This window comes from Leifsonia soli (assembly GCF_013408745.1).
Classification (GTDB): Bacteria; Actinomycetota; Actinomycetes; order Actinomycetales; family Microbacteriaceae; genus Leifsonia; species Leifsonia soli.
Window position 1 is genome coordinate 2,336,151 of record NZ_JACCBJ010000001.1, and the last position, 26,753, is coordinate 2,362,903.

21 protein-coding genes are annotated in these 26,753 nt (G+C 71.0%); 10 read left to right on the forward strand and 11 right to left on the reverse strand.

Translation table 11 applies throughout. The features are described 5' to 3' along the window. Positions 1-84 precede the first annotated feature (84 nt). Positions 85-2,901 carry a YhgE/Pip domain-containing protein gene (locus BJ963_RS11315; protein ID WP_179456667.1) on the forward strand — a complete coding sequence of 939 codons (2,817 nt, stop codon included), beginning with the start codon at positions 85-87 and terminating at the stop codon, positions 2,899-2,901. Between the two features lie 44 nt (positions 2,902-2,945). Here BJ963_RS11315 and BJ963_RS11320 read toward each other — a convergent pair whose 3' ends face one another. The 4 genes from BJ963_RS11320 to BJ963_RS11335 form a co-directional block, all read right to left on the reverse strand. Then, a complete protein-coding gene (locus BJ963_RS11320) occupies positions 2,946-3,212 on the reverse strand; it encodes an EsaB/YukD family protein (protein WP_179456669.1) in 267 nt (88 codons plus the stop codon). Then, the gene (locus BJ963_RS11325; RefSeq protein WP_179456671.1) at positions 3,205-3,696 is read right to left on the reverse strand and encodes a hypothetical protein; all 492 of its coding nucleotides are present in this window, start codon (positions 3,694-3,696) and stop codon (positions 3,205-3,207) included. The genes BJ963_RS11320 and BJ963_RS11325 overlap by 8 nt, the downstream gene beginning before the upstream one ends. A gap of 31 nt (positions 3,697-3,727) precedes the next feature. Then, complete coding sequence (locus tag BJ963_RS11330; RefSeq protein ID WP_179456673.1) at positions 3,728-4,018, reverse strand: WXG100 family type VII secretion target; 291 nt, start codon at positions 4,016-4,018, stop codon at positions 3,728-3,730. A gap of 166 nt (positions 4,019-4,184) precedes the next feature. Further along, positions 4,185-6,236, reverse strand: coding sequence for a DEAD/DEAH box helicase (locus BJ963_RS11335; RefSeq protein ID WP_179456675.1), 2,052 nt, complete (start codon positions 6,234-6,236; stop codon positions 4,185-4,187). 266 nt (positions 6,237-6,502) lie between these two features. Between BJ963_RS11335 and BJ963_RS11340 the strand changes: the two genes are divergently transcribed. Beyond that, complete coding sequence (locus BJ963_RS11340; protein WP_179456677.1) at positions 6,503-8,056, forward strand: phytoene desaturase family protein; 1,554 nt, start codon at positions 6,503-6,505, stop codon at positions 8,054-8,056. A gap of 2 nt (positions 8,057-8,058) precedes the next feature. Next, the gene (locus BJ963_RS11345) at positions 8,059-8,499 is read left to right on the forward strand and encodes an SRPBCC family protein (protein WP_218857066.1); all 441 of its coding nucleotides are present in this window, start codon (positions 8,059-8,061) and stop codon (positions 8,497-8,499) included. A gap of 37 nt (positions 8,500-8,536) precedes the next feature. Here the strand turns inward: BJ963_RS11345 and BJ963_RS11350 are convergent, their stop codons facing one another. Further along, positions 8,537-8,968 carry an Hsp20/alpha crystallin family protein gene (locus BJ963_RS11350; RefSeq protein WP_018192313.1) on the reverse strand — a complete coding sequence of 144 codons (432 nt, stop codon included), beginning with the start codon at positions 8,966-8,968 and terminating at the stop codon, positions 8,537-8,539. A 182-nt stretch (positions 8,969-9,150) separates the two neighbouring features. On the opposite strand from BJ963_RS11350, the gene BJ963_RS11355 reads away from it, so the two are divergent. Next, entirely contained in the window at positions 9,151-9,756 is a 606-nt protein-coding gene (locus BJ963_RS11355) for a ferritin-like domain-containing protein (RefSeq protein ID WP_179456681.1), read from the forward strand. 102 nt (positions 9,757-9,858) lie between these two features. Continuing rightward, complete coding sequence (locus BJ963_RS11360) at positions 9,859-10,371, forward strand: GNAT family N-acetyltransferase (RefSeq protein WP_179456683.1); 513 nt, start codon at positions 9,859-9,861, stop codon at positions 10,369-10,371. Between the two features lie 6 nt (positions 10,372-10,377). Here the strand turns inward: BJ963_RS11360 and BJ963_RS11365 are convergent, their stop codons facing one another. Beyond that, positions 10,378-11,136, reverse strand: a complete 759-nt coding sequence (locus BJ963_RS11365; protein ID WP_179456685.1) for an IclR family transcriptional regulator domain-containing protein — start codon at positions 11,134-11,136, stop codon at positions 10,378-10,380. 101 nt (positions 11,137-11,237) lie between these two features. Between BJ963_RS11365 and hutH the strand changes: the two genes are divergently transcribed. The 3 genes from hutH to hutI all read left to right on the forward strand — a co-directional run bounded on the left by hutH (position 11,238) and on the right by hutI (position 15,700). After that, entirely contained in the window at positions 11,238-12,770 is a 1,533-nt protein-coding gene (gene hutH / locus BJ963_RS11370; protein ID WP_179456687.1) for a histidine ammonia-lyase, read from the forward strand. Between the two features lie 93 nt (positions 12,771-12,863). Then, positions 12,864-14,546, forward strand: a complete 1,683-nt coding sequence (gene hutU, locus BJ963_RS11375; protein WP_179456689.1) for a urocanate hydratase — start codon at positions 12,864-12,866, stop codon at positions 14,544-14,546. Then, entirely contained in the window at positions 14,543-15,700 is a 1,158-nt protein-coding gene (hutI, locus tag BJ963_RS11380) for an imidazolonepropionase (protein WP_179456691.1), read from the forward strand. Before hutU ends, hutI begins: the two co-directional genes overlap by 4 nt. A gap of 97 nt (positions 15,701-15,797) precedes the next feature. Here hutI and BJ963_RS11385 read toward each other — a convergent pair whose 3' ends face one another. The 3 genes from BJ963_RS11385 to yczR all read right to left on the reverse strand — a co-directional run bounded on the left by BJ963_RS11385 (position 15,798) and on the right by yczR (position 21,842). After that, positions 15,798-16,694, reverse strand: coding sequence for an arginase family protein (locus BJ963_RS11385; RefSeq protein ID WP_179456693.1), 897 nt, complete (start codon positions 16,692-16,694; stop codon positions 15,798-15,800). Positions 16,695-16,802: 108 nt separating this feature from the next. Then, a complete protein-coding gene (locus tag BJ963_RS11390) occupies positions 16,803-20,213 on the reverse strand; it encodes an efflux RND transporter permease subunit (RefSeq protein ID WP_179456695.1) in 3,411 nt (1,136 codons plus the stop codon). A gap of 150 nt (positions 20,214-20,363) precedes the next feature. Continuing rightward, the gene (gene yczR / locus BJ963_RS11395) at positions 20,364-21,842 is read right to left on the reverse strand and encodes a MocR-like transcription factor YczR (RefSeq protein ID WP_179456697.1); all 1,479 of its coding nucleotides are present in this window, start codon (positions 21,840-21,842) and stop codon (positions 20,364-20,366) included. Between the two features lie 64 nt (positions 21,843-21,906). Between yczR and yczE the strand changes: the two genes are divergently transcribed. Next, on the forward strand, positions 21,907-22,800 hold the full coding sequence (gene yczE / locus BJ963_RS11400) for a membrane protein YczE (protein WP_179456699.1): 894 nt from the start codon (positions 21,907-21,909) through the stop codon (positions 22,798-22,800). Between the two features lie 78 nt (positions 22,801-22,878). Here yczE and BJ963_RS11405 read toward each other — a convergent pair whose 3' ends face one another. Next, positions 22,879-23,640 carry a MerR family transcriptional regulator gene (locus tag BJ963_RS11405; RefSeq protein WP_179456701.1) on the reverse strand — a complete coding sequence of 254 codons (762 nt, stop codon included), beginning with the start codon at positions 23,638-23,640 and terminating at the stop codon, positions 22,879-22,881. Between the two features lie 83 nt (positions 23,641-23,723). On the opposite strand from BJ963_RS11405, the gene BJ963_RS11410 reads away from it, so the two are divergent. Next, positions 23,724-24,458, forward strand: a complete 735-nt coding sequence (locus BJ963_RS11410) for an MBL fold metallo-hydrolase (RefSeq protein ID WP_179456703.1) — start codon at positions 23,724-23,726, stop codon at positions 24,456-24,458. A 33-nt stretch (positions 24,459-24,491) separates the two neighbouring features. On the opposite strand, the gene BJ963_RS11415 is transcribed toward BJ963_RS11410, so the two are convergent. Further along, on the reverse strand, positions 24,492-26,660 hold the full coding sequence (locus BJ963_RS11415; RefSeq protein WP_179458115.1) for an APC family permease: 2,169 nt from the start codon (positions 26,658-26,660) through the stop codon (positions 24,492-24,494). Between the last annotated feature and the right edge of the window lie 93 nt (positions 26,661-26,753).

Genomic DNA, 26,753 nt, shown 5'->3' on the forward strand with positions numbered 1-26,753 from the left:
GGTCGGTATCCTAGTATAGGGACTGACATACAGCGCTCTGCATGGTTGTTCCAGGCGGTCTCCTCGCTCGATTCCGGAGGTACGGTGCTCAAGAAGATCCTGATCGGACTGGCGACGCTTGGCGTCGCCGGCCTCCTGATCGCCTCCTCCAGCTCGGTCGGTGCGCCCGGCACGAGCGCGGGCCGGAGCGCGCCCGTGATCGCGCTCGTCAACGAGGATGAGCCGGCATCCTTCAACGGCACCGACTACCTGTTCGGCACGGAGTTCGTCGGTCTCGTCTCGAACGACAGCCGCTACAACTGGCAGGTGGTGTCGCGCGGAGTCGCCGAGAGAGCGTACTCCGACGGGGCGGTGAGCGCGGTCATCGTCCTGCCTCGGTCGTTCACCCACGACATCCTCACCCTGCAGGACATCGACCCCACCCGGGCCGTCATCGACTACCGGGTCTCCCCCGGCGACCAGTTGGCCCGGCAGCGCCTGCAGAACGAGGTCTCCACGATCCTGCACGACTTCAACACCCGGGTGGTGGAGATGTACTTCGCCAGCGTCGCCGCCAATGTCTCTGGGGCCCAGGCCGGCATGGAATCGGTCGTCGGACGCTACTCCACGCTCGTCGAGACGCTGGGGAACGACGTCCGACCGCAGCTCACCACGACGGGCGAAGGCCACAAGCGGAGCGAGAGTCTCGCCCAGATCCTGCGCTCGATGAACTCGGCGTGGATCCAGGCGCAGAACGGCTTCACCACATCGACGACCGGCACGCTCACCTCGATCAGCGGGTCGCTCGCCGCCCGGCAGCCCGAGCTCTCGGACTACTTCTCGCTCCAGGAGCAGATCGCGAAGACGAACGTGCTCAACGGCACCACGGCGATCGGCGACCAGGCGACGTCGGACCGGGACTACTACGACCAGGCGTTCGCAGAGCACATCCGGGTGCTGCGATCCGGCGACGGGACCTGGTCGGGTCTCGACGGCCTGTCCTCGGCGGACGCCGGCGGCACACGGACCGGCGCCCTCGCCGAGCTGCAGAAGGCGGTTGCGGGGTACGACGCACTCGCGGTCGCCTACAACGCGGACGTCGCAGAAATCGCCGGATCGCTCGAGCAACAGAAGCAGGCCCTCGAGGCGTCCTCCACCCGACTGGCCGAGCTGACGACGCGCCTGTTCGTCGAGTACTTCGGCATCACGGTCGCCATCGACGGCGGGAACCACACGGGGATCGACCCCTCGGCCCTCTCGACCGACGCACTCGCGCGGACGGCACTCGCCGAAAGAATCAGCAGGTCCTTCGCGGCGGAATCGTCGACCGCGAGCACCCGGGGTACGTACGAGCAGGAGATCGCAGCACTCGTCTCCCACATCTCCACCGACCAGGCCGCGTACACGCAACTGTTCGAAACGCTGGGGTCAGCCACCGACCTCGATCCGACACTGTACGAGAACCGGCTGGAGCTGATCGAGAGGTACGCATCCGCCAACGGCATCGCCGGCCCGGCGCTCACCGTCCTCCGCACCGCCCCGTCCGAGACCGAGCAGATCGTGACCAAGACCCTTCCCGTCACCGTCCCGGCGGGCCAGAGCGAGCAGGTGGAGATCCAGCTGCCGAACACACTTACGCCGTCGAATGTCACGGTGAGGGTCGCCTTGCCGGGCGCCTCGGAGCCGGGCGCCGATCGGACGACGATCGACCCGACGACGAACATCGTCACCATCGACAACACGCAGAGGTCGGAGCCGGTCACCGTCGAGCTCGGCTACACCATCGACCTCCACGACCTCGAGGGGGACACGCTCCTGGAGTACACGGCGAAGAACACCGAGACCCGGCCCTCCCCCGAGGTCCGCAGCCTCGGAAGCGATCGCTACCTCCTCATGCCCGCGAGCGCCGCAGCCGGCGCTGTCGCCGCCGACTACCAGGCCACCACGTCGTACCTCTCCGACATCACGGCGGCGGCGAACCTCCTGCGTTTCCTCTACGGGGCACCCGGCGAGAGCGAGACGGCCTTCGGCGCCGCCGTGCTCGCCGACGGGGAGTTCCGCGACCACAGCGCCGATTCGGTGTACAAGCGCTACGGGGTCGTCCCGGCCGCGACGATCGAGGACCGGCTCGACGACCGGGACGTGTCGGATTACCGGACCCTCGGAATCGACAACATCAACGCCGTCCTGAAAGAACTCGGCACCGTCGCGACGGCACGTGCGGCGATCGACCAGGACATCACGCGCCTCTCGCAGCTGAACGTGACGCCGTCGTACTTCACCAGCGCCCTCCAGCAGCTCGAGGCCTGGTACGCGGCGGCTCGCACGAGCGTCGACGCCGCCCCGGATCTCTGGGCGCAGAAGTCGAACACCGTCATCCAGCTCACCACCGCCGCATGGGACGGCCAGGAGCCCGGCCTGTCGGAGCTGTACCTCGACGAGAAGACCGGTCCGGCGCTCTACCAGACCCTCACCCAGCTCGTCGAGACGTCGAGTCGCAACGCGGAGGCCGTCGCCGCCAGCGCCCGCGCCATCGACGACAACTCGGCGCAGTTCGACGACCTCATCGCCGGGGTGCAGCGCACGCAGGCGGAGACGAACACGCTGCTCGGCACCATGGACGGCACCATCGCCGCCGACAACGACGGTGTCGCGCAGAGCAGTGCGTTCAGCAGCCGCTTCTCCACTGTGCTCGCCAACACCCGGGCGAGCGGCGCGGATCCGGCGAAGATCTACGAGACCTTCGCCAACCCGGTCGCGGTCAAAGACAGCACGCCCGCTGCCCAGGCCGATCGCGGAGAGGCGTTCGACTACCGGTGGATCGCGATCTTCCTGGCCGGGTCCTTGATCGGCGGCCTCGTCGCGGCGCTCGTGGCGCGGCGGAAGCGCAACCCGATGAGATCGGAGAACGCCGGGCCGTGAGGGTTGCGGCGCGCGCGGTCATAGAACGCAGCGCGCTGCTCCCGTCAGTGGAGGCCGGCTGCCGCGGTGACGACCACTTCGAACACGTCGCCGTCGCCGACCGGGAAGTCGCCGATGACGTCGTGCTCACCGAGCGCGATCGGCTTGTCCGTGAGGCGCAGGCGCCACTCCGGGGGCATACGGATGCCGCGCTCGGTGAGCACGGCGTCGATGAGGTCGGACAGGCGCGCGAGGGTCACCGCGGTCGGAACACGCAGGTCGAGCTGCTGCCCGGTGAACTCGAGGCTGATGTCGATGTGCCGGTCAGGCATGCCTGCTCGCTCTCCGTGACGACCGTCTGAGGCCGAGAAAGGCCGCGAGCCCCGTGAGGGGAATGGCCGCCGCGACGAGAACGACGAGCCAGACGTCCGCACCCTGAGGTGCGCTGCGACGTTCGGCGCCAGGAATGGCCTGGTGGGAGTAGTCCTGAAACAGCCGTCCACGCGTTTCGGCGAACTGCTCGGTCGTCGCGGGGCCGGTCGTGCGGTCGAAGGCGACCTTCTCGGCGGCGCGCGCCAGTGCGTCCTTCGACTGCTCCGCCTGACGGGCTCGGTCATCCACTTCGGGGAGGAACAGCCGCCCCGTGACGGGGAAGTCCGCGTGTCCCCCCGCACTGATCCCTTCGTTGGAGATGACCTCCGGAATGAGGCGGAGGCTTCCATCGCCTGTGCCGCCGGCACCGGAGCCCGTGTCGGCGCCGGCGCCCGTGGCCGTGCAGGCGAACAGGCCGAGGCCCCCAGCGACGCTGAGGGCCACGGCCGCCACCCGCATCCGACGGGGCGGACGCTCAGAAGCCGAAACTCTGCGCATCCTGGGCATCGCGCTCCGCAACCGTGTCCGCGTACGAGTTGAGCTGCGTGTGGATGCTCTCGAGGAGCTGCTCGAACTGCTGCACGTTCGTGTAGAGCTGGTCGTACTGGTTCAGGTACGCCTCGAACGCCGCACCCTTCCACTCCTCGGCGATGGTGCTGTTCATGCTGTTGACCTTCTGAAGCGCGGACTCGATCTCATCCTTCGCAGCGAGATACACCTGCGCCTGACTCTTCAGCTGCTCGGGAGTGACACTGATAATCGCCATGATGGTACCTTTCCTCTGGAACTCATGTTCCGATGCAGAATATCAAGGCAGTACCGTAACCCCACGGCCGCGTGACCGCAATGAGAAGGACAGAGCTCCTGAGTTCTTCGACCGAATCGGTGGGAGACGATCGAGAAACTCAGGAGCTCTGAGCGGGGAGCGTCGCTTACTGCGCGAGGGTGAGGAGCACGTCGTCGCCGGGGGCGGCCGGCACGAACTCGGCCTCGATCTCGGCGCGGCCGAGGAGGTCGTTCATGCGGCGCTGGCGCTGCTTCGGGATGAGGGTGACGACGGTGCCCTGCTTGCCGGCGCGGCCGGTGCGGCCGGAGCGGTGCAGGTACGTCTTGTACTCGTCCGGAGCATCGGCCTGGATGACCAGGTCGATGTCGTCGACGTGGATGCCGCGGGCAGCCACATCCGTCGCGACCAGAACATTCACGCGGCCGCTGGTGAGCTGCGCGAGGTTGCGGGTGCGGCGGGACTGGTTCAGGTCGCCGTGGAGGCTGACAGCGGGGATGCCGGCATCCTCCAGCTGGTCGGCCAGCATCTCGGCGAAGGCGCGGGTGCGGGCGAAGACCAAGGTCTTGCCGTCGCGGTCGGCCAGCTGCTCGATGATGGCGCCCTTGTCGCGGTGCTCGATCACGAGCACGCGGTGGTCGATGGTCGAGGACGCCTGGTCCTCGCCCGCGACCTCGTGGACGGCCGGGTCGACGAGGAACTCGTCCACCAGCTTCGCGACGCCCGAGTCGAGGGTCGCCGAGAAGAGCAGCTTCTGGCCGCCCTCGGCCGTGTGGCGCAGGATGCGCTGGACCGGCTCCAGGAAGCCGAGGTCGCACATGTGGTCGGCCTCGTCGAGGACGGTGATCTGCACCTCGCTGAGGTCCAGACGTCCCTGCTCGACCAGGTCCTCGATGCGGCCGGGGGTGCCGATCACGATGTCGACGCCGCGCTGCAGCGCACCCACCTGACGACCCTGCGGCACGCCGCCGTAGATCTGGGTGGTGAACAGGCCCACGCTGCGGGCGATGGGCTGGACGGTGCGGTCGATCTGCAGGGCGAGCTCGCGCGTCGGCGCCAGGATGAGGGCGCGGGGCGCGCGGCCGAGCTGACGCTTGCCGCCGGACTTGCCGGACTCGGCCCACAGCTGCATGAGGCGCTCCGCGAGCGGCGCGCCGAACGCGATGGTCTTGCCGGAGCCGGTTCGGCCGCGGCCGAGCACATCCTTGCCTGCGAGCACGTCGGGAAGGGTCGCCGCCTGGATCGGGAACGGCTTGTCGGCGCCGAGCTCGGCAAGGGCACGCACGATGTTGCCGCCGAGGCCCAGGTCGCCGAAGGTCACGCCGTCGACGTCCTCCGCCTGGATGGCGTCCGCCTCGAGGCGCTCGAGAACGACGTCGTCGGTCGGCACGAAGGCCGGCTTCTCGTCGCGCGACGGGTAGAAGTCCGAATCGCGGCGCGGACGCTCGGCCCGGTCGTCGAACTGACGACGCGGGCGGTCGGAACGGTCGCCGAAGTCGCGGCGCGGACGGTCGTCGTACTCACGACGCGGACGCTCGGCCCGGTCGCCGAAGTCACGGCGTGGACGCTCCGTGCGGTCGCCGAAGTCGCGGCGCGGACGGTCGTCGTACTCACGACGCGGACGCTCGGCCCGGTCGCCGAAGTCACGGCGCGGACGGTCGTCGTACTCACGACGCGGACGCTCGGCCCGGTCGCCGAAGTCGCGACGCGGACGCTCGGTCCGGTCGCCGAAATCACTGCGCGGACGGTCGGTGCGCTCCGTGCGCTCCGTGCGGTCGCCGAAGTCCCGACGCGGACGGTCGTCGTACTCACGACGCGGACGCTCGGCACGGTCACCGAAATCCCGACGCGGACGGTCGGCACGGTCGTCGAAGGAGCGGCGCGGGCGGTCGTCGCCGTCGCGGCGGGGACGGTCCTGACGCGGAGCGCGCTCCTCCCACACCCGCTCGGTGCGGCGCGCATCCTTGCCGCGGGGCTCCCAGTTGGGTCGCTCGCCGCGGCCGCGGCCTGCGCTGTCGTCACGGGTGCCGTAAGTGGAGCGGCCGCGTGCGGCGCGCTCGTCGGCGCTCCAGCGGGGCTTCTTGCCCGCGGCGGGCTCCTCGGCGCGGTAGCCGCGGTGCTTGGGGCTGGGGTTGCTGCTCTTGGGCGCAGCGCCGCGGGACGGCTTCTGCGATCGTCGGTCGTTGTTGTATCCGGGCATGGATGTTCTTCCTGGGTTCATGTCGAGTGCGCGGCGGCACGCCGCAGCGCACCGGATGAATCCCGGGCGAACTGTGTCCGGGGCCGTTCACGATTGTGTGATCCCTGCCACTGATCGGGGAGGGAACCGGCCCGCTTGACTTACAAACCCATCTGCGCAGATCGCGCAGTGTCAAGAGCCGACTTGTCAACGATAGTGCATGGATGCTGAGAACGGGCTGCCGATCGCCCTCCGTGCGCGTCGAGGGGCGGGGTATACAGGGAGGTATGACAGCCCCCTCCGCGACAAGGCCCTCCGCGAACAGCCTCGACGCCGTCGTGATCGGGTCGGGCCCGAACGGTCTGTCCGCTGCTGTGACGCTCGCCCGCGCCGGCCTCTCCGTGCGCGTCTACGAGCGCAACGCGACCGTGGGCGGCGGCCTGCGCACGGAGGAGCTGACGCTCCCCGGCTTCCGCCACGATGTCTGTTCCGCCGTGCATCCCCTCGCTCTCGCCTCCGGCTTCTTCCGTCGGTTCGGGCTGGAGAAGCGCGTGCCCTTCATCGTGCCGACGGCGTCGTACGGCAACCCGCTGGCGGGCGGCCGCGTCGCGATGGCGTACCGGGACCTGGAGCGAACCGCCGATGCCCTGGGGGTCGACGGTCCGGCCTGGCGTGCGCTGCTCGGACCGCTGGTCGCCGACGCGGACGCCGTCGCCCAGTTCACCGGATCGCAGTTGCTCCAGCTGCCTCGGCATCCGTTCGTGGCCGCTCGGTTCGGGCTGACCGCCATCGCCCAGGGCGGCCCGTGGTGGGACCTTCCGTTCCGGACCGAGGCGCCCGGCGCTCTGCTCTCGGGCGTCTTCGCCCACACGACCGTGCCCCTGCCGAGCGTCGCCGGCGCGGCCGCCGGGCTCACCCTCGCGACCTACGCGCACGCCCGCGGCTGGCCCGTCCCGGTCGGCGGCAGCCAGGCGATCGCCGACGCGATGGTCGCCGACATCGTGGCCAACGGCGGCGAGATCGTCACCGACACCCCGGTCGCGTCGCTCGCCGAGCTCCCGGACTCGCGGATCGTCGTCTTCGACACCCACGTGAAGTCCGCAGTCGACCTGGCCGCCGACCGGCTGCCCGGCAGCTACCTGCGGCGCATCTCCCGGTTCCGCGACGGCAACGGCGTCTTCAAAGCCGACTTCGCACTCTCCGGCCCGGTACCGTGGGCGAACCCGGAGCTGAACGAGACGGCCACCGTGCACCTGGGCGGATCGCGTCGCGAGGTCGCTCGCGCGGAGAACGCCGTCGCGTCGGGCCGGACCAGCGACGCTCCGTACGTGCTCGTCTCCCAGCCGTCGCTCTTCGACGGGACGCGGGCGCCCGCGGGGAAGCACGTGCTGTGGACGTACACGCACGTCCCGCGCGGTTCGACCGAGGACCAGACCGAGGCGATCATCCGCCGCATCGAGGAGTTCGCTCCCGGCTTCCGCGATCTCATCATCGGGACGGCGACCAAGAACGCGGTGCAGATGGAGCAGCACGACCCCAACTACATCGGCGGGGACATCTCCGCGGGCGCACCGGACTTCGGTCAGCTGGTGGCCCGTCCCGTCCTGTCGGCGGATCCCTGGCGGATGCCGGGTCGCGGGCTGTACCTGGCCTCCTCCTCCGCGGCTCCCGGACCGGGCGTCCACGGTCTCGGCGGGTACTACGCCGCGCGCAGCGCCCTGCGCCACGAGTTCGGCTTCACCCGGATGCCGGACCTCGCCCCCGGGCCCGGCCAGACCATCGCACGGCCCGTCGACGCCCTGCCCGACCCCGCCCATCCCCACGAGCTTCCGGAGCAGTGAACATGTCTGTCAACGTCCGCCGCATGGCCTGCACGCCGGACGAGGTCTTCGCCGTCCTCGCCGACCCCTGGGTGTACCCGACGTGGGTCGTCGGAGCGTCGCGCCTGCGCGCGACCGACAGCCGGTATCCGGCCGTCGGATCGCGCCTCCACCACTCCATCGGGGTCTGGCCGCTCGTGCTCAACGACGAGACGCGCGTCGACGAGTGGGATCCGCCGCGACGGATGGTGCTCGAGGCGAAGACGCGCCCGTTCGGCTCCGAGCGCGTGATCATCGACGTGAAGCCGCGCGGCGTTGGCTGCGTCGTGCGGATGGAGGAGTTCCCGGAGTCGGGGCCGGTGACCCTCATCCCGGACGCCGTGGCCGATGCCATCCTCCACGTGCGCAACGCGGAGGCTCTGCGCCGCCTGGAGTGGGCGGCGCGAGGGCGCGCCGTGCAGTGACGGCGCGCCCTCCTCTCCGACGCTGACACCGGCCGGATCAGCCGGCCGACACCGCCTTCGTCTCGCTGGAGCCCGACGACTCCACGGCGATCTTGCGCGGCTTCGCCCGCTCGGCCACCGGGATGATGACGCTGAGCACTCCGTTGTCGTACGACGCGGTGATGCCGTCGGGATCGACGTCGTCGCCGATCGTGAACTGCCGCATGTAGGCGCCGTACGGGCGCTCCTGGGCGAGCCAGCGGGCGCCGTCGCGGTCGGCCGCGCTGCGCACCGCCCGGATGGTGAGCAGGTGCCCGTCGACGTCGACGTCGACCGACGCCGGATCGGCGCCGGGGAGGTCGGCGTTCAGGATGTAACGCTCACCCTCGCGGAACAGATCGACCGGCATGATGCGCGGCTGACGGCTGGTGTCGAAGATGCTCTGCGCGATCCGGTCCAGCTGGGAGAAAGGATCGAACGACATGGCCATTGGATGTACCCCTTTCTTCTGGATCACCTGGTGAGAGGCCCTTTGCACTCTCTTTTCGACCACAGATTTTAGCACTCTCCCCCAGGGAGTGCCAGGGCGCTCCGACCCTGTCAACCCGCTTCCGCAGGCTCCGGCATGGGCCTACCGTCGGGGACGTCCGATCGAATGGAAGGGACCCCATCGTGGCCGTCAGCCAGTCCAAGACGAGCACTAAGAGCACCGCGAGCACTAAGAGCACCGCGAAGAAGAGCACCCAGAAGACAGCGCCCGTACGCCGGACCGCCGCCGTCGGCGTCGCCCCGACCCGCCGTGAGCACGCCGAGCACGGCTTCGTCGCCTCCGCGGAGCTGGCGCGGCACCTCCAGCGCGTGCACGTCGACCTGATCGAGTTGCACCTGCAGGGCAAGCAGGCGCACTGGAACGTGGTCGGACGCAACTTCCGCGACCTGCACCTCCAGCTCGACGAGATCGTCGAAGCGGCGCGAGAGTTCAGCGATGTCATCGCCGAGCGACTGCGCGCCCTCCACGCGACCCCGGACGGGCGGAGCGCGACGGTGGCGGAGCAGACCAGCCTCCCCGAGTTCCCCAACGGAGAGGTCGACACGACCGAGACCGTCGACCTGATCACCGAGCGCCTCGAAGCGGTCGTCCGCACCATGCGCGACGTGCACGACGACGTGGACGAGGAGGACCCGACCTCCGCGGACCTCCTCCACGCGATCATCGAGCGCCTCGAGCAGTACGCCTGGATGGTGAGCGCCGAGAACCGGACGCCCAGCCGGGTCTGATCGCCGCGCCAGGGCGGGTCGCCGGCCGGGGCGGGTCGCCGGCCGGCCCGCCCTGCGGACACCGGAAACACCGGCGACACACGCCGCCGCTAGCATCGACGCATGCCGATCGAGATCCGCCCAGAGCCGGCGCGCCAGCCGGAGGTCGAGGAGCTGCTGCGGCTGAGCGACGAGTTCGCCTTCGCGCTGTACCCGGCCGAGAGCTGCCACCTGCTGGATGTGTCCGAGCTCGAGCGTCCGGGCGTCACGGTCTTCGTCGCGCGCGTCGACGGGCTTGCGCTGGGGATCGCCGCGCTGGTCGCCGGCGCCCGGCCCGACGCCCTCACCGATGCCGACGCCCTCGCCGATGCCGGTGCCCGCGCCGAGCTGAAGCGGATGTTCGTGCACGAGGACGCGCGGGGTCAGGGGCTCGCGCGCAGCCTCCTCGGCGCGGTCGAGGCCGCGGCCGCCGATGCGGGGATCGCCGAGCTGCGCCTGGAGACCGGTCCGCTGCAGCACGCCGCGATCGCGCTGTACGAGCGCTCGGGCTATGCGCGCATCCCCAACTTCGGGGCCTACGTCGACGATCCGTGGTCGGTCTGCTACGCCAAATCGCTCGCGGTTCCCACCCGCTAGCGGCCGTCAGGTGCCGCGGATGCGGCGCGACAGCTCGGCCGCGGCCTCGCGCACCCGGGCGGCGAGCGCATCCCATCCCTCCTCCGGGACGTTCTCCCGCGGGAAGGTGACCGCGATGCCCGCAGCGGGCCAGCCGGCGTGGTCGCGCACCGACACCGCCACGGAGGCGAAGCCCGGCGTGACGTCGCCGTCCTCCGTCGCGTATCCCCGCTCGCGGGCCTCGGCCACGACGCGTCGCAGCTCGGCGTAGGAGTGCGGGCCGGCGCCCGTGCGGTCCTCGAACGCGTCGGAGTCCGGGTACAGGGCGCGCAACTGTTCGCGCGGAAGGGTCGCCAGCAGCGCCCGCCCGCTCGCCGTGAGGTGGGCGGGAAGCCGCACGCCGACATCCGTCACCAGCCGCGGCCGACGCGGCGCCCGCTCCTCCACGATGTAGACGACGTCGCGGCCGTGGAGCACGGCGACATGACCGGACTCGCCGATCGCATCCACCAGCGCGGCCACGATGGGCCGGCCGAGCCTGCTGAGCGGCTGCTGCCGCGAGAACGCGCTCGACAACTCGTACGCGGCCACGCCCAGCCCGTACCGCCGCGCCTCGGGGAAGTGCAGCACGAAGCCGTGCTCGGACAGCACGGCGAGCAGGTGGTAGACCGTCGAGCGCGGCAGCCCCAGTGCGGCGGCGATGGCGGCGGCCGGGGCCGGACCGCGCTGGGCTCCGAGGTAGGCGAGCACACGCAGGGTGTTTTCCGCGGCGGGGACCTTGCTCACCGCATCCACCCCCGCTCGCGGTCGTCGTATGTCTGGGATACCGGACACCGAGCAGCCTACAGCCGGAGCGCGGACGCCCGGCCCGGAGCGAGGATCGGACCATGCTCCAGACCCAGACCGCAGTCACCGTCGGCGCCGGACCGCTCACCATCGACGACGTGGTCGCCGTCGCCCGTCACGACGCCCGCGTCGAGCTCGACGGCGACGCCCTCTCCGGGGTCGCCGCCTCCCGCGCCATCGTCGACGCCCTCGCCGACGACACCGAGCCGCACTACGGCATCTCGACCGGCTTCGGCGCGCTCGCGACAACGTTCATCCCCGCCGACCGCCGTGCCCAGCTGCAGGCGAGCCTGGTGCGCTCCCATGCGGCAGGCTCCGGTCCGGAGGTCGAGCGCGAGGTGGTCCGCGCCCTCATGCTGCTGCGCCTGTCCACGCTGATGACGGCGCGGACGGGCGCGCGCCCGCAGACCGTGCAGACCTACGCGGCGCTGCTCAACGCCGGGATCACGCCCGTCGTCCACGAGTACGGCTCGCTCGGCTGCTCCGGCGACCTCGCGCCGCTCGCTCACTGCGCGCTGGCCGCGATGGGCGAGGGGCGCGTTCGGGTCGACGGCGAGCTGGTCGATGCGGCCGACGCCCTCGCCGCCGCGGGGATCGAGCCGGTGGTCCTGGCCGAGAAGGAAGGGCTCGCGCTCATCAACGGCACCGACGGGATGCTCGGGATGCTCGCGCTCGCCATCCACGACCTCCACGGTCTGCTGACCGACGCGGACATCGCTGCGGCGATGAGCGTCGAGGCCCTGCTCGGCACCGACGCGGTGTTCGCCGCCGACCTGCAGCGGCTGCGACCGCAGGCGGGCCAGGCGGTCAGCGCCGCCAACCTGCGCGCCCTGCTCGCCGGCTCCCCGATCGTCGCGAGCCACAAGGGGCCGGAGTGCACGCGGGTGCAGGACGCGTACTCGCTCCGCTGCTCGCCGCAGGTGCACGGCGCGGCACGCGACACGGTCGCGCACGCCGAGCTGGTCGCCGGGCGCGAGCTGGCGTCCGCCGTCGACAACCCGGTGCTCACGCTCGACGGGCGGGTCGAATCGAACGGCAACTTCCACGGAGCGCCGGTCGCGTACGTGCTCGACTTCCTGGCGATCGCCGTCGCCGACGTCGCGAGCATGTCCGAACGCCGTACCGACCGCTTCCTCGATCCCGCGCGCAACCAGGGCCTCCCGCCGTTCCTGGCCCACGAGGTCGGCGTCGACTCCGGTCTGATGATCGCGCAGTACACGGCCGCGGGCATCGTCTCCGAGCTGAAGCGGCTGGCCGCGCCCGCATCGGTGGACAGCATCCCCTCGTCGGCCATGCAGGAGGACCACGTGTCGATGGGCTGGGCGGCCGCTCGCAAGCTGCGGCGGGCCATCGACGGGCTCGCGCGCGTGATCGCCATCGAGGTGATGACGGCAGCGCGCGGAGCCGACCTGCGCGCTCCGCTGCAGCCCGGCCCCGCGACGGGAGCAGTGATCGCCGCGCTGCGGACCGCCGTCCCCGGCCCCGGCCCCGACCGCCACCTCTCCCCCGAGATCGAGGCCGCCTACGCCCTCGTGACCTCCGGCGCCCTCCGCGCCGCCGCCCACCTCCCGTAACCCCCGCCGTCGAGTACGCACAAACTGCACGAAATCAGCGCCGAAACCGTCAGTCTTTGCGGACTCGACGGGGCAACGAAAGGAACGAGAACCATGGATGGAGCCCGACCGGTGCGCGCGGCGCGCGGAGCAGAGCTCAGCGCGAAGGGCTGGCAGACCGAGGCGCCGCTGCGGATGCTGATGAACAACCTCGACCCTGAGGTCGCCGAGCGCCCGGACGACCTGGTCGTCTACGGTGGCACCGGGCGCGCCGCCCGCAGCTGGGAGGCGTTCGACGCGATCGTCCGCACCCTCCGCGACCTCGAGGCCGACGAGACGCTGCTGGTGCAGTCCGGGAAGCCGGTCGGCGTGTTCCGCACGCACGAGTGGGCTCCGCGCGTCCTCATCGCCAACTCGAACCTCGTCGGAGACTGGGCGACGTGGCCCGAGTTCCGCCGACTGGAGGCGCTCGGCCTGACCATGTACGGCCAGATGACCGCCGGCTCGTGGATCTACATCGGCTCGCAGGGCATCCTGCAGGGCACATACGAGACCTTCGGCGCGGTGGCCAGGAAGCGCTTCGGCGGCTCGCTGGCCGGAACGCTCACCCTGACCGGCGGATGCGGCGGGATGGGCGGCGCGCAGCCGCTCGCCGTCACCATGAACGGCGGCGCCGTGCTCATCGTGGATGTCGACAAGACCCGTCTTCAACGCCGCGTCGACCACGGCTACCTCGACGTGCTGGCGGACGACCTCGATGACGCGGTCGCGCAGGCGCTGGCCGCGAAGGACGAGCGCCGGGCGCTCTCCGTCGGGGTGGTCGGCAATGCCGCAGAGGTCTTCCCCGAGCTGCTCCGCCGTGGCGTGCCGATCGACATCGTGACCGACCAGACCAGCGCCCACGACCCGCTCAGCTACCTCCCGATCGGCTACACCGTCGACGAGTGGCACGAGCGCGCCGCCGCCGACCCCGAACGCTTCACCGACGACGCACGCCGTTCGATGGCCGCGCAGGTGGAGGCGATGGTCGGCTTCCAGGACGCCGGCTCCGAGGTCTTCGACTACGGCAACTCGATCCGTACGGAGGCGCAGCTGGGCGGCTACGACCGGGCGTTCGACTTCCCCGGGTTCGTGCCTGCGTACATCCGCCCGCTCTTCGCCGAGGGCAAGGGCCCGTTCCGCTGGGCGGCGCTCTCCGGCGATCCGGCCGACATCGCCGCCACCGACCGTGCCGTGCTCGACCTGTTCCCCGACGACGAGCATCTGCGCCGCTGGATCACCCAGGCGGGAGAGAAGGTGCATTTCGAGGGGCTCCCCGCGCGGATCTGCTGGCTGGGATACAAGGAGCGCCACCTGGCCGGACTCCGGTTCAACGAGATGGTGGCGTCGGGCGAGCTGTCCGCCCCGGTCGTGATCGGGCGCGACCACCTCGACTCCGGCTCGGTCGCCTCCCCGTACCGGGAGACCGAGTCGATGGCGGACGGATCGGACGCCATCGCGGACTGGCCCCTCCTCAACGCCCTGCTGAACACGGCGTCCGGTGCGACCTGGGTGTCGATCCACCACGGCGGCGGCGTGGGGATCGGCCGCAGCATCCACGCCGGTCAGGTCGTCGTCGCCGACGGGACACCGCTCGCCGCGGAGAAGATCGAGCGGGTCTTGACGAACGATCCGGGGACGGGCGTCATGCGGCACGTGGATGCCGGCTACGAGCGCGCCGTCGAGGTCGCGGAGGAGCGCGGGTTGCGCATCCCGATGCGCGAGGGTGCGGCCGAGCAGGCGGCGCCGGGCCGATGACCGCGACGCTGGTCACCGGCATCGGCGAGCTGACGACGTTCGACCCGGCGCATCCCGGTCCTCTCGGCCTGGTCCGGGACGCGGCCGTTCTCGCCGTCGACGGCCGGATCGCGTGGACGGGTGCGTCCTCTGCGGCGCCCCGATCGGATGCGGACGCGGTGGTCGACGTCGCGGGTGCTGCCGTGATCCCGGGGTTCGTGGACGCGCACACGCACCTCGTGTTCGCGGGCGACCGAGCGCACGAGTTCGAGGCGCGCATGGCCGGGCGGCCGTATACCGCCGGCGGCATACGGTCCACCGTGGCGGCGACCAGGGAGGCGACCGAGGATGCGTTGCGCACGCGACTGGCCTGGCTCGTGGCGGAGCTGCACGCGCAGGGTACGACGACATTCGAGGTGAAGAGCGGGTACGGGCTCACGGTCGCCGACGAGGAGCGGCTGCTCCGCCTCGCGCGCGAGGTGACCGACGAGACCACGTTCCTGGGTGCGCACGTCGTGCCGGCGGAGTACGCAGACGATGCCGACGCGTACGTGGATCTCGTCACCGGTCCTATGCTCGATGCCTGCGCACCGCACGCCCGCTGGATCGACGTGTTCTGCGAGACCGGAGCGTTCAGCGTCGAGCAGTCGGAGCGCATTCTGCGGGCGGGAGCGGAGTGTGGGCTGGGCGTCCGCGTGCACGCAGCGCAACTCGGCCCCGGAGGCGGCGTCGCCCTGGCGGTGGAGCTGGATGCGGCGAGCGTCGACCACTGCACCTACCTCACCGACGAGGACGTGGAGCGGCTGGCCGCCTCCCGGACCGTCGCGACGCTGCTGCCGGGCGTCGAGTTCTCGACGCGGCATGCCTACCCGTCCGGACGGCGGCTGCTCGACGCCGGAGCGACCGTCGCGCTGGCCAGCGACTGCAACCCGGGATCGTCGTTCACGTCATCGATGCCGTTCTGCATCGCCCTCGCCGTGCGCGAGCTGGGTCTGACTCCGGCCGAGGCGCTGCGGGCGGCGACACTGGGAGGGGCCGCAGCGCTCCGGCGTGACGACGTCGGCCACCTCCGGCCCGGCGCGCGCGCCGACCTCGCGGTCCTCCGTGCCCCCAGCCATATCCACCTCGCCTACCGCCCCGGCGTCCCGCTCATCGAGCGCACCCTCCGCCTCTGACCCCCGCCCCCACCGTCGAGTCCGCAAACTTTGCACACGACACGCCGCGCCGGCGTCCAAAGATTGCGGACTCGACGGTGGGGGTGCGGGGGTGGGGTCAGCGAGCGGCGAGGCCGGCGGCGGCCTCGAGGACGAGGAGCGCGGCGAGACGAACGGTGCGCTGGTCGGGGGTGTCGGCGGTCGCATCCACCTCGGCGATGTCGAGCGAGCGGACCAGCGGGGATGCGGCGGCCAGCCGCGCGAAGCGGCGCAACTCCCACGCCGAGAGTCCCCCGGGAACGGACGCCGGGCACCCCGGCGCCACCGACCGGTCGCAGACGTCCACGTCCAGATCGACGTGGATCGGACCTCCGGCGGCCCCGGCGATCTCCAGCGCCTCCGCTATGACGTCGTCCAGCGGGCGGGTGTGGAGCTCGTCGCGCAGGATCACGGTGATGCCGTAGTCCGCGGCGCGGCGGGCGTACGCGGCCGAGTTGGCGAAGTCGGCGATGCCGATCTGCACGATCCGCCGGCCGTCCAGCCCGGCCTCGATGAGCTCCCGGACCGGGGAGCCGTTCGAGGTGCCGTCCCGCAGGTCGTGATGGGCATCGAGCGTGATCAGTCCCGCCCGGCCCAGGTCGCCACCGACGGACCCGAGCGCGGCCGGAACGGTCAGCGCGTTGTCTCCGCCGACCGCGACCGTCAGTCGCGACCGGGCCGCCGCCTCCGCCATCGCCGCTGTGGCGCGCGCGCGTCCCTCCGGGCCGTCGGGAGAGGGCACATCGCCCGCGTCCGCGAAGCGGAGCCCCTCGACCGGCGCGCCCGGCGCGAACGTCGAGTAGCGGCGCAGGGCGTCGCGCACGGCCGCGGGGGTCGCGCCGGCGCCGGTCGCAGAAAGCGAGGTCTCCTGCGTCGGGATGCCGATCAGCGTCAGGTCCGCACCGTCCGCGCCGAGCGGAGGCCAGTCGCCGGCGCGCGGCCACAGCGGGTCGACGGAGAGTCCGAGTGCGCTCATACCCGCGACCCTAGCGACGACCGACACGGATGCCGTGGCCGCCTCCGGCATCCCCGTCTGGGATCCCGGACGGGTACCCCAGACGCGCGTGCCGGACGCGAGCGGCGGTCAGACCTGCGAGCCCCCGGCCGGCCGGGTGAAGACAGGCGGCTGCGGAGCGGACGGCGCATCGGTGCCGCCGGAGCGATCCGGCCCGGCGGGCGCGGGAGTCACAGGCGCGCCACCGCCCCCACCACCCTCGCCGTCGCCCGGGCCGCCTCCTGCCGCGGGCTTCGCCGCCTTCCGCGCCGCCTTCCGCTCGCGCCGCCCCTCGACCAGGTTGTAGAGGGTCGGCAGCACGACCAGCGTCAGCACAGTGGACGAGATCAGTCCGCCGATGACGACGATCGCGAGCGGCTGCGAGATGAACCCGCCGTGCCCGGTGAGTCCGATCGCCATCGGGGTCAGGGCCGCGATCGTGGCCAGCGCCGTCATCAGGATGGGCCGGAGCCGTCGCGACGCGCCATGCGCCACGGCGTCCGCCACCGCGAGACCGCGGCGTCGGTACTGGTTCACCAGATCGATGAGCACGATCGCGTTGGTGACGACGATACCGACGAGCATCAGCAGGCCGATCAGCGACGCGACGCCGAGCGGGATGCCCGAGGCCAGTTGCAGCAGGATGGCGCCCGTCGCCGCGAACGGCACCGACACGAGCAGCAGCAGCGGCTGCCGAAGCGAGCGGAACGTCGCCACCATGACGATGTACACGATGAGGATCGCCGCGAGGAGCGCGAGGCCCAGCTGCTGGAACGCGTCGGACTGACTCGACGAGACACCGCCGATCTTCGCGCTCGCCCCGGTGGGGAGCTTCGCGGCCTTCAGCGCGGCGGTGACGTCGGCGTTCGCCGTGGTCAGGTTGTCCGTGGCCGGCGTCGCCGTCACCGATGCGGTCCGGAGTCCGCGCTGGGTGGTGACCGTCGCCGGGCCCTTGACCTCCTTCACGCTGGCGAGCGTGTCGAGCGGCACGACACCGGCCGCCGTCGGGATGGACAGCTGCGCGAGCCCGGCGACGGTGGTCGGCGGGTTGTCGCTCTGCAGGTAGATCTTCAGGGTCGTGTCGTCGATCGCGACGGACCCCGCCTGCGTCGGCTGGACCGCCTGCGAGACGATCGTGCCGACGGCCACCTCGCTGAGTCCTGCGGCTGCGGCCTTGGAACGGTCGACATCCACCGAGACGTAGGGCAGGGAAGCGCTGAGGTTGTCGGTCACCTGCTTCAGCGACGACTTCTTGCGCAGCTGGGCGACCACCGCATCCGTCGCCTTCTGCAGGTCGGCGTTGCTGCTGGCCGAGATGTCCACCTGGATGTCGGTCGATCCGCCGAAGCCGCTCGACGCCGAGAGGGTGATCTCGCCCTGGTCCTTGATGGCGGCCAGCTCGTCCTCGATGGTGTTCTGCAGCTTCTCCTGATCGGCATCCGGGTCGGTCGTGATCGAGAATGTCGTCCCGCCTCCGCCGCCGGTGAAGGCATCGCGCAGCGAGGAGCCGCTGGAGCCGATGGAGACCTGGACCGTCTGCACACCCGTGGTGTCGAGCAGCTTCTTCTCGACGACCTTCGCCGCGTCGTCCTTGGACTGGAGGCTCGCGCCCGGGTCCAGGGTCTGCGTCACGGTGAGGGAGTTCTGGCCGCTCGACCCGAGGAAGTTCGTCTTCAGGAACGGCACGGACAGGAACGTCAGCACCAGCACGACGACCGCAGCGATGATGGTCAGTCCCGAGTGCTTCAGCGTCCACCGGATGATGGGCAGGTAGCCGGCCTGCAGCCGCGATGGATGCTCGAGCTCGTCGACCCCGGACGCGGCCGCCTCCTCCACCGACAGGCCGGCGGTCTCGACGTCCTGACCGCCCTCGTGCTTGTGCGCCTTCGGAGCGCGGAGGAACCAGTAGGCGAGCACCGGCACGATCGTCAGGGCGACGAGCAGCGACGACAGCAGGGCGATCGTGACGGTCAGCGCGAACGGCCGGAACAGCTCACCGGTCACATCCCCCACGAACGCGAGCGGGAGGAAGACGGCGACCGTCGTGATCGTGGATGCGGTGATCGCGCCGGCGACCTCGCGCACGGCCCGGACGATGGTCACCGCCCGGTCCGCACCGGGCACGAGCTGACGTTTGATGTTCTCGATCACCACGATGGAGTCGTCCACCACGCGTCCGATCGCGATCGTCAGAGCACCCAGCGTGATGATGTTGAGGGTGTAGCCGGTCGCCCACATGACGATGAAGGTGATCAGCACGCTGGTGGGGATGGAGATCGCGGTGACGAGCGTCGACCGCACCGACAGCAGGAACACCAGGATGACGATGACCGCCATCGCGAGGCCGAGCAGGCCCTCCTCGGTGAGCGAGTTGATCGACTGCGTGATGAACGGCGCCTGGTCGAAGACGACGGTGATCTTCGTGCCGGAGCCGAGCTTCTTCTCCAGGCTCGGGATGAGGTCGTTGACCGCGTGCGAGACCTCGACCGTGTTGGCGGACGGAAGCTTGGTGACGGCGATCGTCAGGGCGGGCTTGCCGTCGACGCGGGAGAGCGTGGTGGTGGGGTCGTCCGTCTCGGCGACGGTGGCGACGTCGCCGATCGTCGGCGGGGTCGCGGTGGCCGTCGCCGCTGCGGCCGCTGCGCCCGTGGCGCCCGCCGCTCCGGCCGCTCCCGCAGCACCGGAGGCGCCCGCCGCGCCGGCAGCGCCGCCCGCACCCGCCGCGGCGCCGCCGCTCGACCCTGCCCCGGCCGCACCGGCCGAACGGATCAGCGGCAGCGCGGCGATGTCCTCCACGGACGACAGCTGCGTCCCGGACTGCACGGACAGCGTCTGCCCGTTCTCGGTGATGTCGCCGCCCGGGATGAGCACGCCGTTCTGCTGCAGTGCATCCTTGATCGCGGACGACGAGACGCCGGCCGCGGCGAGCTTCGCCGGGTCCGGCGTGATGGCGATGCGGCGGCCGAGCTCGCCCACCAGCTGCGCGTCGTTGACGCCCTTCACATCCTTCACGTCGGGGAGGACGAGCTTGGTGATGTCGTCGCCGAGGGCGCGCTGGTCCGACTTCCCGGTGACGGCGAGCTGGATGACGGGAAGGTCGTCGATGCTGCCGGAGAGCACCTGCGGCTCGACGCCCGACGGCAGCGTCGACTTGATGCGGTTGACCGCCTGGTCGATCTTCTGCTCCGCCGTGGCGAGGTCGGTCCCGTAGGTGAACTTCGCGGTGATGATGGACTGGTTGGTGCTGCTGACCGCGCTCGTGCTGTCGAGGTCCGGGACGCCCTGGATGGCGGCCTCGACCGGCGTGCTGACGTCGTTGTTCACGACCTCCGGCGACGCGCCGGGGTAGCTGGAGAGCACCACCAGCTGCGGGAACGAGATCGACGGCGCGAGCTCCTGCTTGAGGTTGGTCAGGGCGAGTCCGCCGAAGACCGCGGCGACGATCGTGACGAGCGCGATCAGGGCACGGTTCTTCATGCTCAGGACAGCGAGGAAGTGCACAGGGTTCCCCTCGGGGACGACGGTTTCAGGACCGCGCCGACGCTGGCGCAGAGGAAGTATGACATCGCGGGGTGGGCGGTTTCTTCATGCCTGGGTACGACATCCCGCTACTCCGCCGGGAGTCCCCGGGCGGAGGGCCCTCGGCCGCGCTCAGACGACGCTGGGGAGCGCCCCGGAGTCGAAGTAGGGCACCGGCTCGTTGGCGGCGACCGCCCAGGCCCGGGCGAGTGCCGTGAACGCGCGCGCGTACTCGTCGGCGGTGTATGTGATCGGGATGCGGAGGAAGCGCTCGAACGCCCCGTCGATGCCGAACCGCGGCCCCGCCGCGATGAGCAGACCGTGGCTGCGCGCTGCCAGGGCGAGCGCCGAGCTGACCGGAGCGCCTATCCCGACCCAGGCCGTGAGACCGCCGTGCTGCACGGGCATCGTCCAGTCGGGGAACGTCTCCGCGACCAGCCGCCGGACGGTGTCGCGGCCCTGGCGGAGCTGCTCGCGCCGCTCCTCCATGATCTCGGGCAGCTGCGGAATCATCCGCGCGACGACCAGCTGCTCGAGCACCGGCGTGCCGAGGTCGGTGGACGGCTTCGCGGCGATGAGGCGCTGGATGTGCGAGCGCTCGGCGCGGATCCAGCCGATGCGCAGTCCGCCCCAGAGGGTCTTGCTGGCCGAGCCGATCATGATCACCGGGGCCCCGGTCGCGGCGGAGTCGGCGTAGGCCGGCATCGGCAGGAACTCGCCGATCCGGTCGATGTCGAGCTCAGCGGTCGTCTCGTCGGCGACCACGATCGCACCGTGGCCGGCCGCTGCCGCGAGCACCCGCTCCCGCGTCTCCGGCGACATCGTCGCGCCGGTCGGGTTGTGGAAGTCGGGAATGAGGTACGCCAGCGCCGGATTCGCGCGGCGGAAGGTCTGCTCGATGGCCTCGACATCCCAGCCGTCGGGCTGGTCGTCGATGCGGTGCGGGCCGGACTCCGGCGTGGAGACCGTGATCGGGACGAGGCGTGCGCCCGCCAGGCGGATCGCCTCGATGGCGTGCGGATACGTGGGCACCTCGATGACGACGCGGTCTCCGCGCCCGAGGAAGGTGCGGGCGATCAGAGCGATGGCCTGCTGGGCTCCGACCGTCACCAGGATCTGGTCGGCGGTCGTCGGCAGACCGCGCGCGGTGTACCGCTCCGCGATCTCGGCGCGCAGGTGCGGGAGCCCCACCGGGTCGTAGCCCGGGTCCGGCAGGAAGCGCGGCAGCTCCTCGGCGGCCGCACGCGCCGCCGCCGCCAGCGGTGATGCGGCCGGGAGCGACGCCTTGGTGAAGTCCAGCATCCCCTCGCCGCCCACCGCGGGCAGCGGAAGCGCCGGGCCGGGGAGGCGGGCGACACTGCCGGAGCCCCGGACGCTGTCGATGAAGCCGGCCTCGCGCAGCTGCCGGTAGGCGGCCGCGACGGTCGTGCGGCTCAGCTCGAGCTTGCCGGCCAGGTCGCGCTCGGCGGGCAGCCGCGTGCCGATCGGGATGCGGCCGTCCAGCACGAGGAGGCGGATGCGGTCGGCGAGCGCCTGGTAGCCGGCTGCTCCCGTCCGCCAGGTTCCGAGAAGGTGCTCCAGCGAGCGGGCGGTGAGTTGGGCATCCGACATGCAGGCCACTTTAGTCGGATTGGCATCTTGTTGCGAGTCCAATCACTGCGATTGGATTGTGCCCATGGCCGCCCGACTTCTCCTCACCCGCCGCCTCGTGCAGCTGCTGATCGGACTCTTCCTCTATGGGATCGCGATCGCGCTCATGGTGCGCGCCGGCATCGGGCTGTCGCCGTGGGACGTGCTCGCCCAGGGGCTCTCCCTCAAGACCGGGATCCCGTTCGGCTTCGTGACCAACCTCGTCGGTCTCGTCGTCCTGGCGTTCTGGATCCCGCTGCGCCAGCGACCGGGACTCGGCACCGTCCTCAACGTCCTGCTGGTGGGTCCGAGCGCGCAGCTGGGTCTCGACCTGCTGCCGCAGCAGACGGAACTGTGGGCGCAGGTGCTGTTCTTCGTGGCCGGCCTCGCGATGCTCGCGGTCGCCACCGGCCTGTACATCGGCCCGCGCCTGGGCCCCGGCCCGCGCGACGGCCTGATGACCGGGTTGCACGCCCGCACCGGCCGGCCGATCTGGATGGTGCGCACCGCCATCGAGGTGACCGTGCTGATCGTCGGGTGGGTGCTCGGCGGGAACGTCGGGATCGGGACGCTCGCGTTCGCGCTCCTGGTCGGCCCGCTGTGCAGTGTCACCCTCCCCTTCTTCGCGATCCGCCTGCCGCAGGACGCTGCAACGACTGCGGCACGGCTGGAGAGCGAGCTCGAGGGAACGGCCGAGCAGTCGGCCGGCCTCGAGGACGAGCAGGATGCCGTCCGTTTCGACGTGCGCGACGGCATCCTGCTCGAATCCGACCGGTCGGCCCACGACCGCTTCGCGCGGGCCGACTCGCCGTTCGTCCAAGGCCCGCAGCCCGACCGCGCACCGCGCCCGCCGCGCACGCCGGACGCATCCCGTCCGTCGCGCATCGTCGCCGCCCACTGGCTCGACGACCGCATCACGCGCCGCCCCCGCCACCCCTGACCCCCACCATCGAGTCCGCACAAACTGCACGCCGAAGGGGCGCAAAGCGGTAAGTCTTCGCGGACTCGATGGTGGGGCTCAGGCGAGGTGGGCGGCGGCGTAGAGGCGGAGGGCGTCGCGCACGAAGGTCGCGTTGTCGGCGCCGCCATAGTTCGCGGCGAAGCGCTCGTCGGCGACGTACATCTCGCCCAGACCGGTCAGGTAGGCGGCTGTCGGCGCGCCCGTGCCGTACCCCGGGGTTCCCGGGATGTCAGCCAGCCACTCGGCGTGACGCTTGGCGAGCGCCTGCGCCTCGTCCGATCCGGGCTCGACGCCGGAGGACGCGGCGGCCTGCCAGTCGGCCGCGAGCCGCGCCTGCCGGGCCTGCCAGTCGGCGCGCTCTTCGGCGGTCTTGCTGCGCCACCAGCGGTCCGACGCCGCGTAGGCGTCCTTCCCCCAGCGCTGCTCCACCTCGTCCTTGTATTGCGTGTGATCGAATCCGTCGAACATCTGCTCGGCCACGATCTCCTCTCCTTCCTCCACAGCGTGGATCGTCGACTCGACCGACGCGATCTGCCGCGCCAGCCGTTCCCGCTCCGCCTGCAACCACGCCAGGTGGTCGCGCAGGGCGGGCACCGCATCCGTGCGGTCGTCGAGCACCCGGCCGACGGCGTCGAGGCCGAGGCCGAGCTCCCGGAGAAGCAGGATGCGCTGCAGCCGCACGAGGGAGTCGCGGTCGTAGTACCGGTAGCCGTTGCCGCCGACGCGGCTCGGCTTCAGCAGCCCGATGGCGTCGTAGTGGCGCAGCGTGCGGCTGGTGGTGCCGGCGATCCGCGCGATGTCCTGGATGGACCAGTCCATGTCTTCCTCCTTTCGTGCGGGGCGTCATCCACGCTAGGAGTTGACGTTACGTCAAGGTCAAGCGGCCCGGCTAGGGTGATCGGGTGCACAGCATCCGTTCGACCACACGGGTGGCTCCCGGCATCCTGTTCGTCGAGGGACCGCTCTCGAACTGGACCGTCTTCCACGGCGGCGGGGCGGTCGAGCTGGTCGACTGCGGCTACCCGGTCGACCGCCCGCTCGTCGAGGAGTCCATCCGTCTCGCGGGGGCCGACCCGGCCGACCTGAAGCGCATCCTGATCACGCACGGTCACTCGGACCACCTCGGGGCGAGCGCGCAGTTCGCCGGCGAGCGCGGCGTGGTCGTCGCGGCCGCGCCGGCCGAGCTCCCGAACGTGCGTCGCGACGTCACAGAGCAGGTGACCGTCGCCGACCTGCTGCCCTCTGCACTGAAGCGCGGCACCGTGCGCTGGGCGATCGCGGCCGTGCGTGCCGGTGGCCTCGGCGACGTCGGAGTGCGCGATGCGGTCGCGCTGGAGGGCGATGCCGTCGCCCTGAGCACGGGGCACACGCTCCGGCTCGTCCCGTCTCCCGGTCACACGTCGGGCAGCGTCTGCTTCTTCGAGCCGGAGTCTCGCGCCCTGCTGACCGGCGATGCCATCGTGACGGGACACCCGCTGCTGCGCGAGAGCGGCGAGCTGCAGCAGCTGCCCGCGTTCTTCCAGCACGACGCCGACGAGGCCGCACTCAGCGCCCGGCGCCTCGTGCTGTGCGACGCGGCCGTGGTGCTGCCCGGTCACGGACCGGTGATCGCGTTCCCGGCGGACGCCCGGCCCTGAGGCAGAGGCGGTCGCGCACTCGGCGCCGCAGGCTCAGCGCTTGGCGCGCGCCGGCACCTTCTTCTGCGCGGGAGCCGCCGCTCCCGCCGCGCCCGTCCCGGCCGGCTGCTGGCCATCGGGCCGCGGCTCCGGGATCGTCCCGGCGACCGTCTCCGCGCTCTCCTGCGGCTCCCCGATCGTGATCGGCACCGAGTGGATGTGGATGCGCGTGTGCGCCTTCGACGCCGGGACGAGGGGCCGGCGGGCGACGGGCCGCACCGGCTCGCCGCGGCGGTCCTGACCGGGAAGCGGACGCGAGCGACGGCCGTAGATGAGTGAGGACGAGTCGAGCAGCCACGGGACGAGGGCGACGGTCACGCCGTGGCAGAGCATGAGCTGCTTGCTGATGCGGCGGGCGCGGTGGTTGTGCAGCAGCGCCTCCCACCAGTGCCCGACGATGTACTGCGGCAGGTACACGGTCACGACTTCGGAGCCGTGCTCCTCGCGTCGGTGCTTCAGGTACTTGATGAGCGGAACGCCGAACTCGCGGTAGGGCGACTCGATGATCGTCAGCGGCACATGGATGTTCTGGTCCACCCACTGGCGCTGCAGCTTCTGCGTCGCCTCCTCGTCGATCGAGACGTGCACCGCCTCGATCGAGTCGTGCCGCGCGGCGATCGCGTAGTCGAGGGCCTTCAGCGCCGGCTTCTGCATCTTGCCGATGAGGACGATGGCGTGGTCGCCGACGCTTCCGAACGTCGTCACCGGGTCGACTTCGACCTCTTTCTCGACGTCGCGGTAGTAACGGTTCACGCCGAGCATCAGGAACCACAGGATCGGCATGAAGATGAAGACGAGGTAGGCGCCGTGCGTGAACTTCGTGATCGTGACGACGATGAGCACGATCGCGGTGAGGCAGGCGCCGAACGCGTTGATGCAGAGAGACCGGATGATGCCGGTGCGTTCTCGGCCGGTCTGCCCGCCGGACCGCAGCAGCGTGATCCAGTGCTTGACCATCCCGGACTGCCCGAGCGTGAACGAGACGAAGACGCCGATGATGTACAGCTGGATGAGCTGGGTCAGGTTCGCCTGGTAGACGACCAGCAGGACCGTGGCGGCCAGCGCCAGGATGATCATGCCGTTCGAGTAGACCAGGCGGTCGCCGCGGGTGTTGAGCGCCTTCGGGGCGTACGAGTCGCGGGCGAGCACCGAGCCGAGCAGCGGGAAACCGTTGAAGGCGGTGTTGGCCGCGAGCAGCAGCACGACCGCGGTCGCGGCCTGCACCAGGAAGAAGAAGAACGTGTTGTTGCCGAAGGTCGCCGCGGCGATCTGGGCGATGAGGCTGCGCTGCGGCTGGGTGGCGCACTGCGCCCATCCCTGCAGGTCGCAGGGGTTCTCGGCGTAGTGGACGCCGCTGATCAGCGCGGTGGCGGTCAGGCCGGCGAACAGCGTGATCGCGATGCCGCCCATGAGGCCGAGGGTGATGCGGGCGTTGCGGATCTTGGGGGTGCGGAATGCGGGCACGCCGTTCGCGACGGCCTCGACACCCGTCAGGGCCGAACATCCACTCGAGAAGGCGCGCAGCAGGAGCAGCACGACGGCGGCCTGGGTGAGCGAGTCGGCGTGCACCTGGTAGCCGGCGGACTCCGCGACCGGGGCGTTGCCGAGCACGGTGCGGACGAGGGCCGTCACGACCATCAGGGCGATGCTCCCGATGAAGATGTAGGTCGGCAGCGCGAACGCCTTCGACGACTCCCGCACGCCGCGCAGGTTGATGGCCGCGATGATGATGACGCAGAGGATGGCCAGCTCGACGCGCCAGGGTGCCAGGAACGGCAGCGCGGAGATGACGTTGTCGACGCCGGACGCGACGGACACCGCCACGGTGAGCACGTAGTCGACGAGGAGCGCGGAGGCGACGATCAGCCCCGCCTTCTCGCCGAGGTTCTTGTGAGCGACCTCATAGTCGCCGCCACCGGAGGGATACGCCTTCACCAGCTGGCGGTAGCTGAGGACGACCGTGATGAGGAGCACGACGACGGCCGCTGCGACCCACGGAGCGAAGGTCAGGAACGCGAGCCCGCCGAGCAGCAGGATCATCAGGAGTTCCTGGGGAGCGTACGCGACACTCGACAGCGCATCGGAGGCGAAGATGGGTAGCGCGAGGTGCTTCGGGAGCAGCTGCCCTTCGAGCTTTTCACTCGGAAGCGGGTCGCCGATCAACCAGCGCTTCGGGGATCTCCCCTCATTTGTCACGAGTGGCGAGCATACTCGCTGGCAATCCACTGTCAAGTCGGCGCGTCGGCGCCTCCGAAC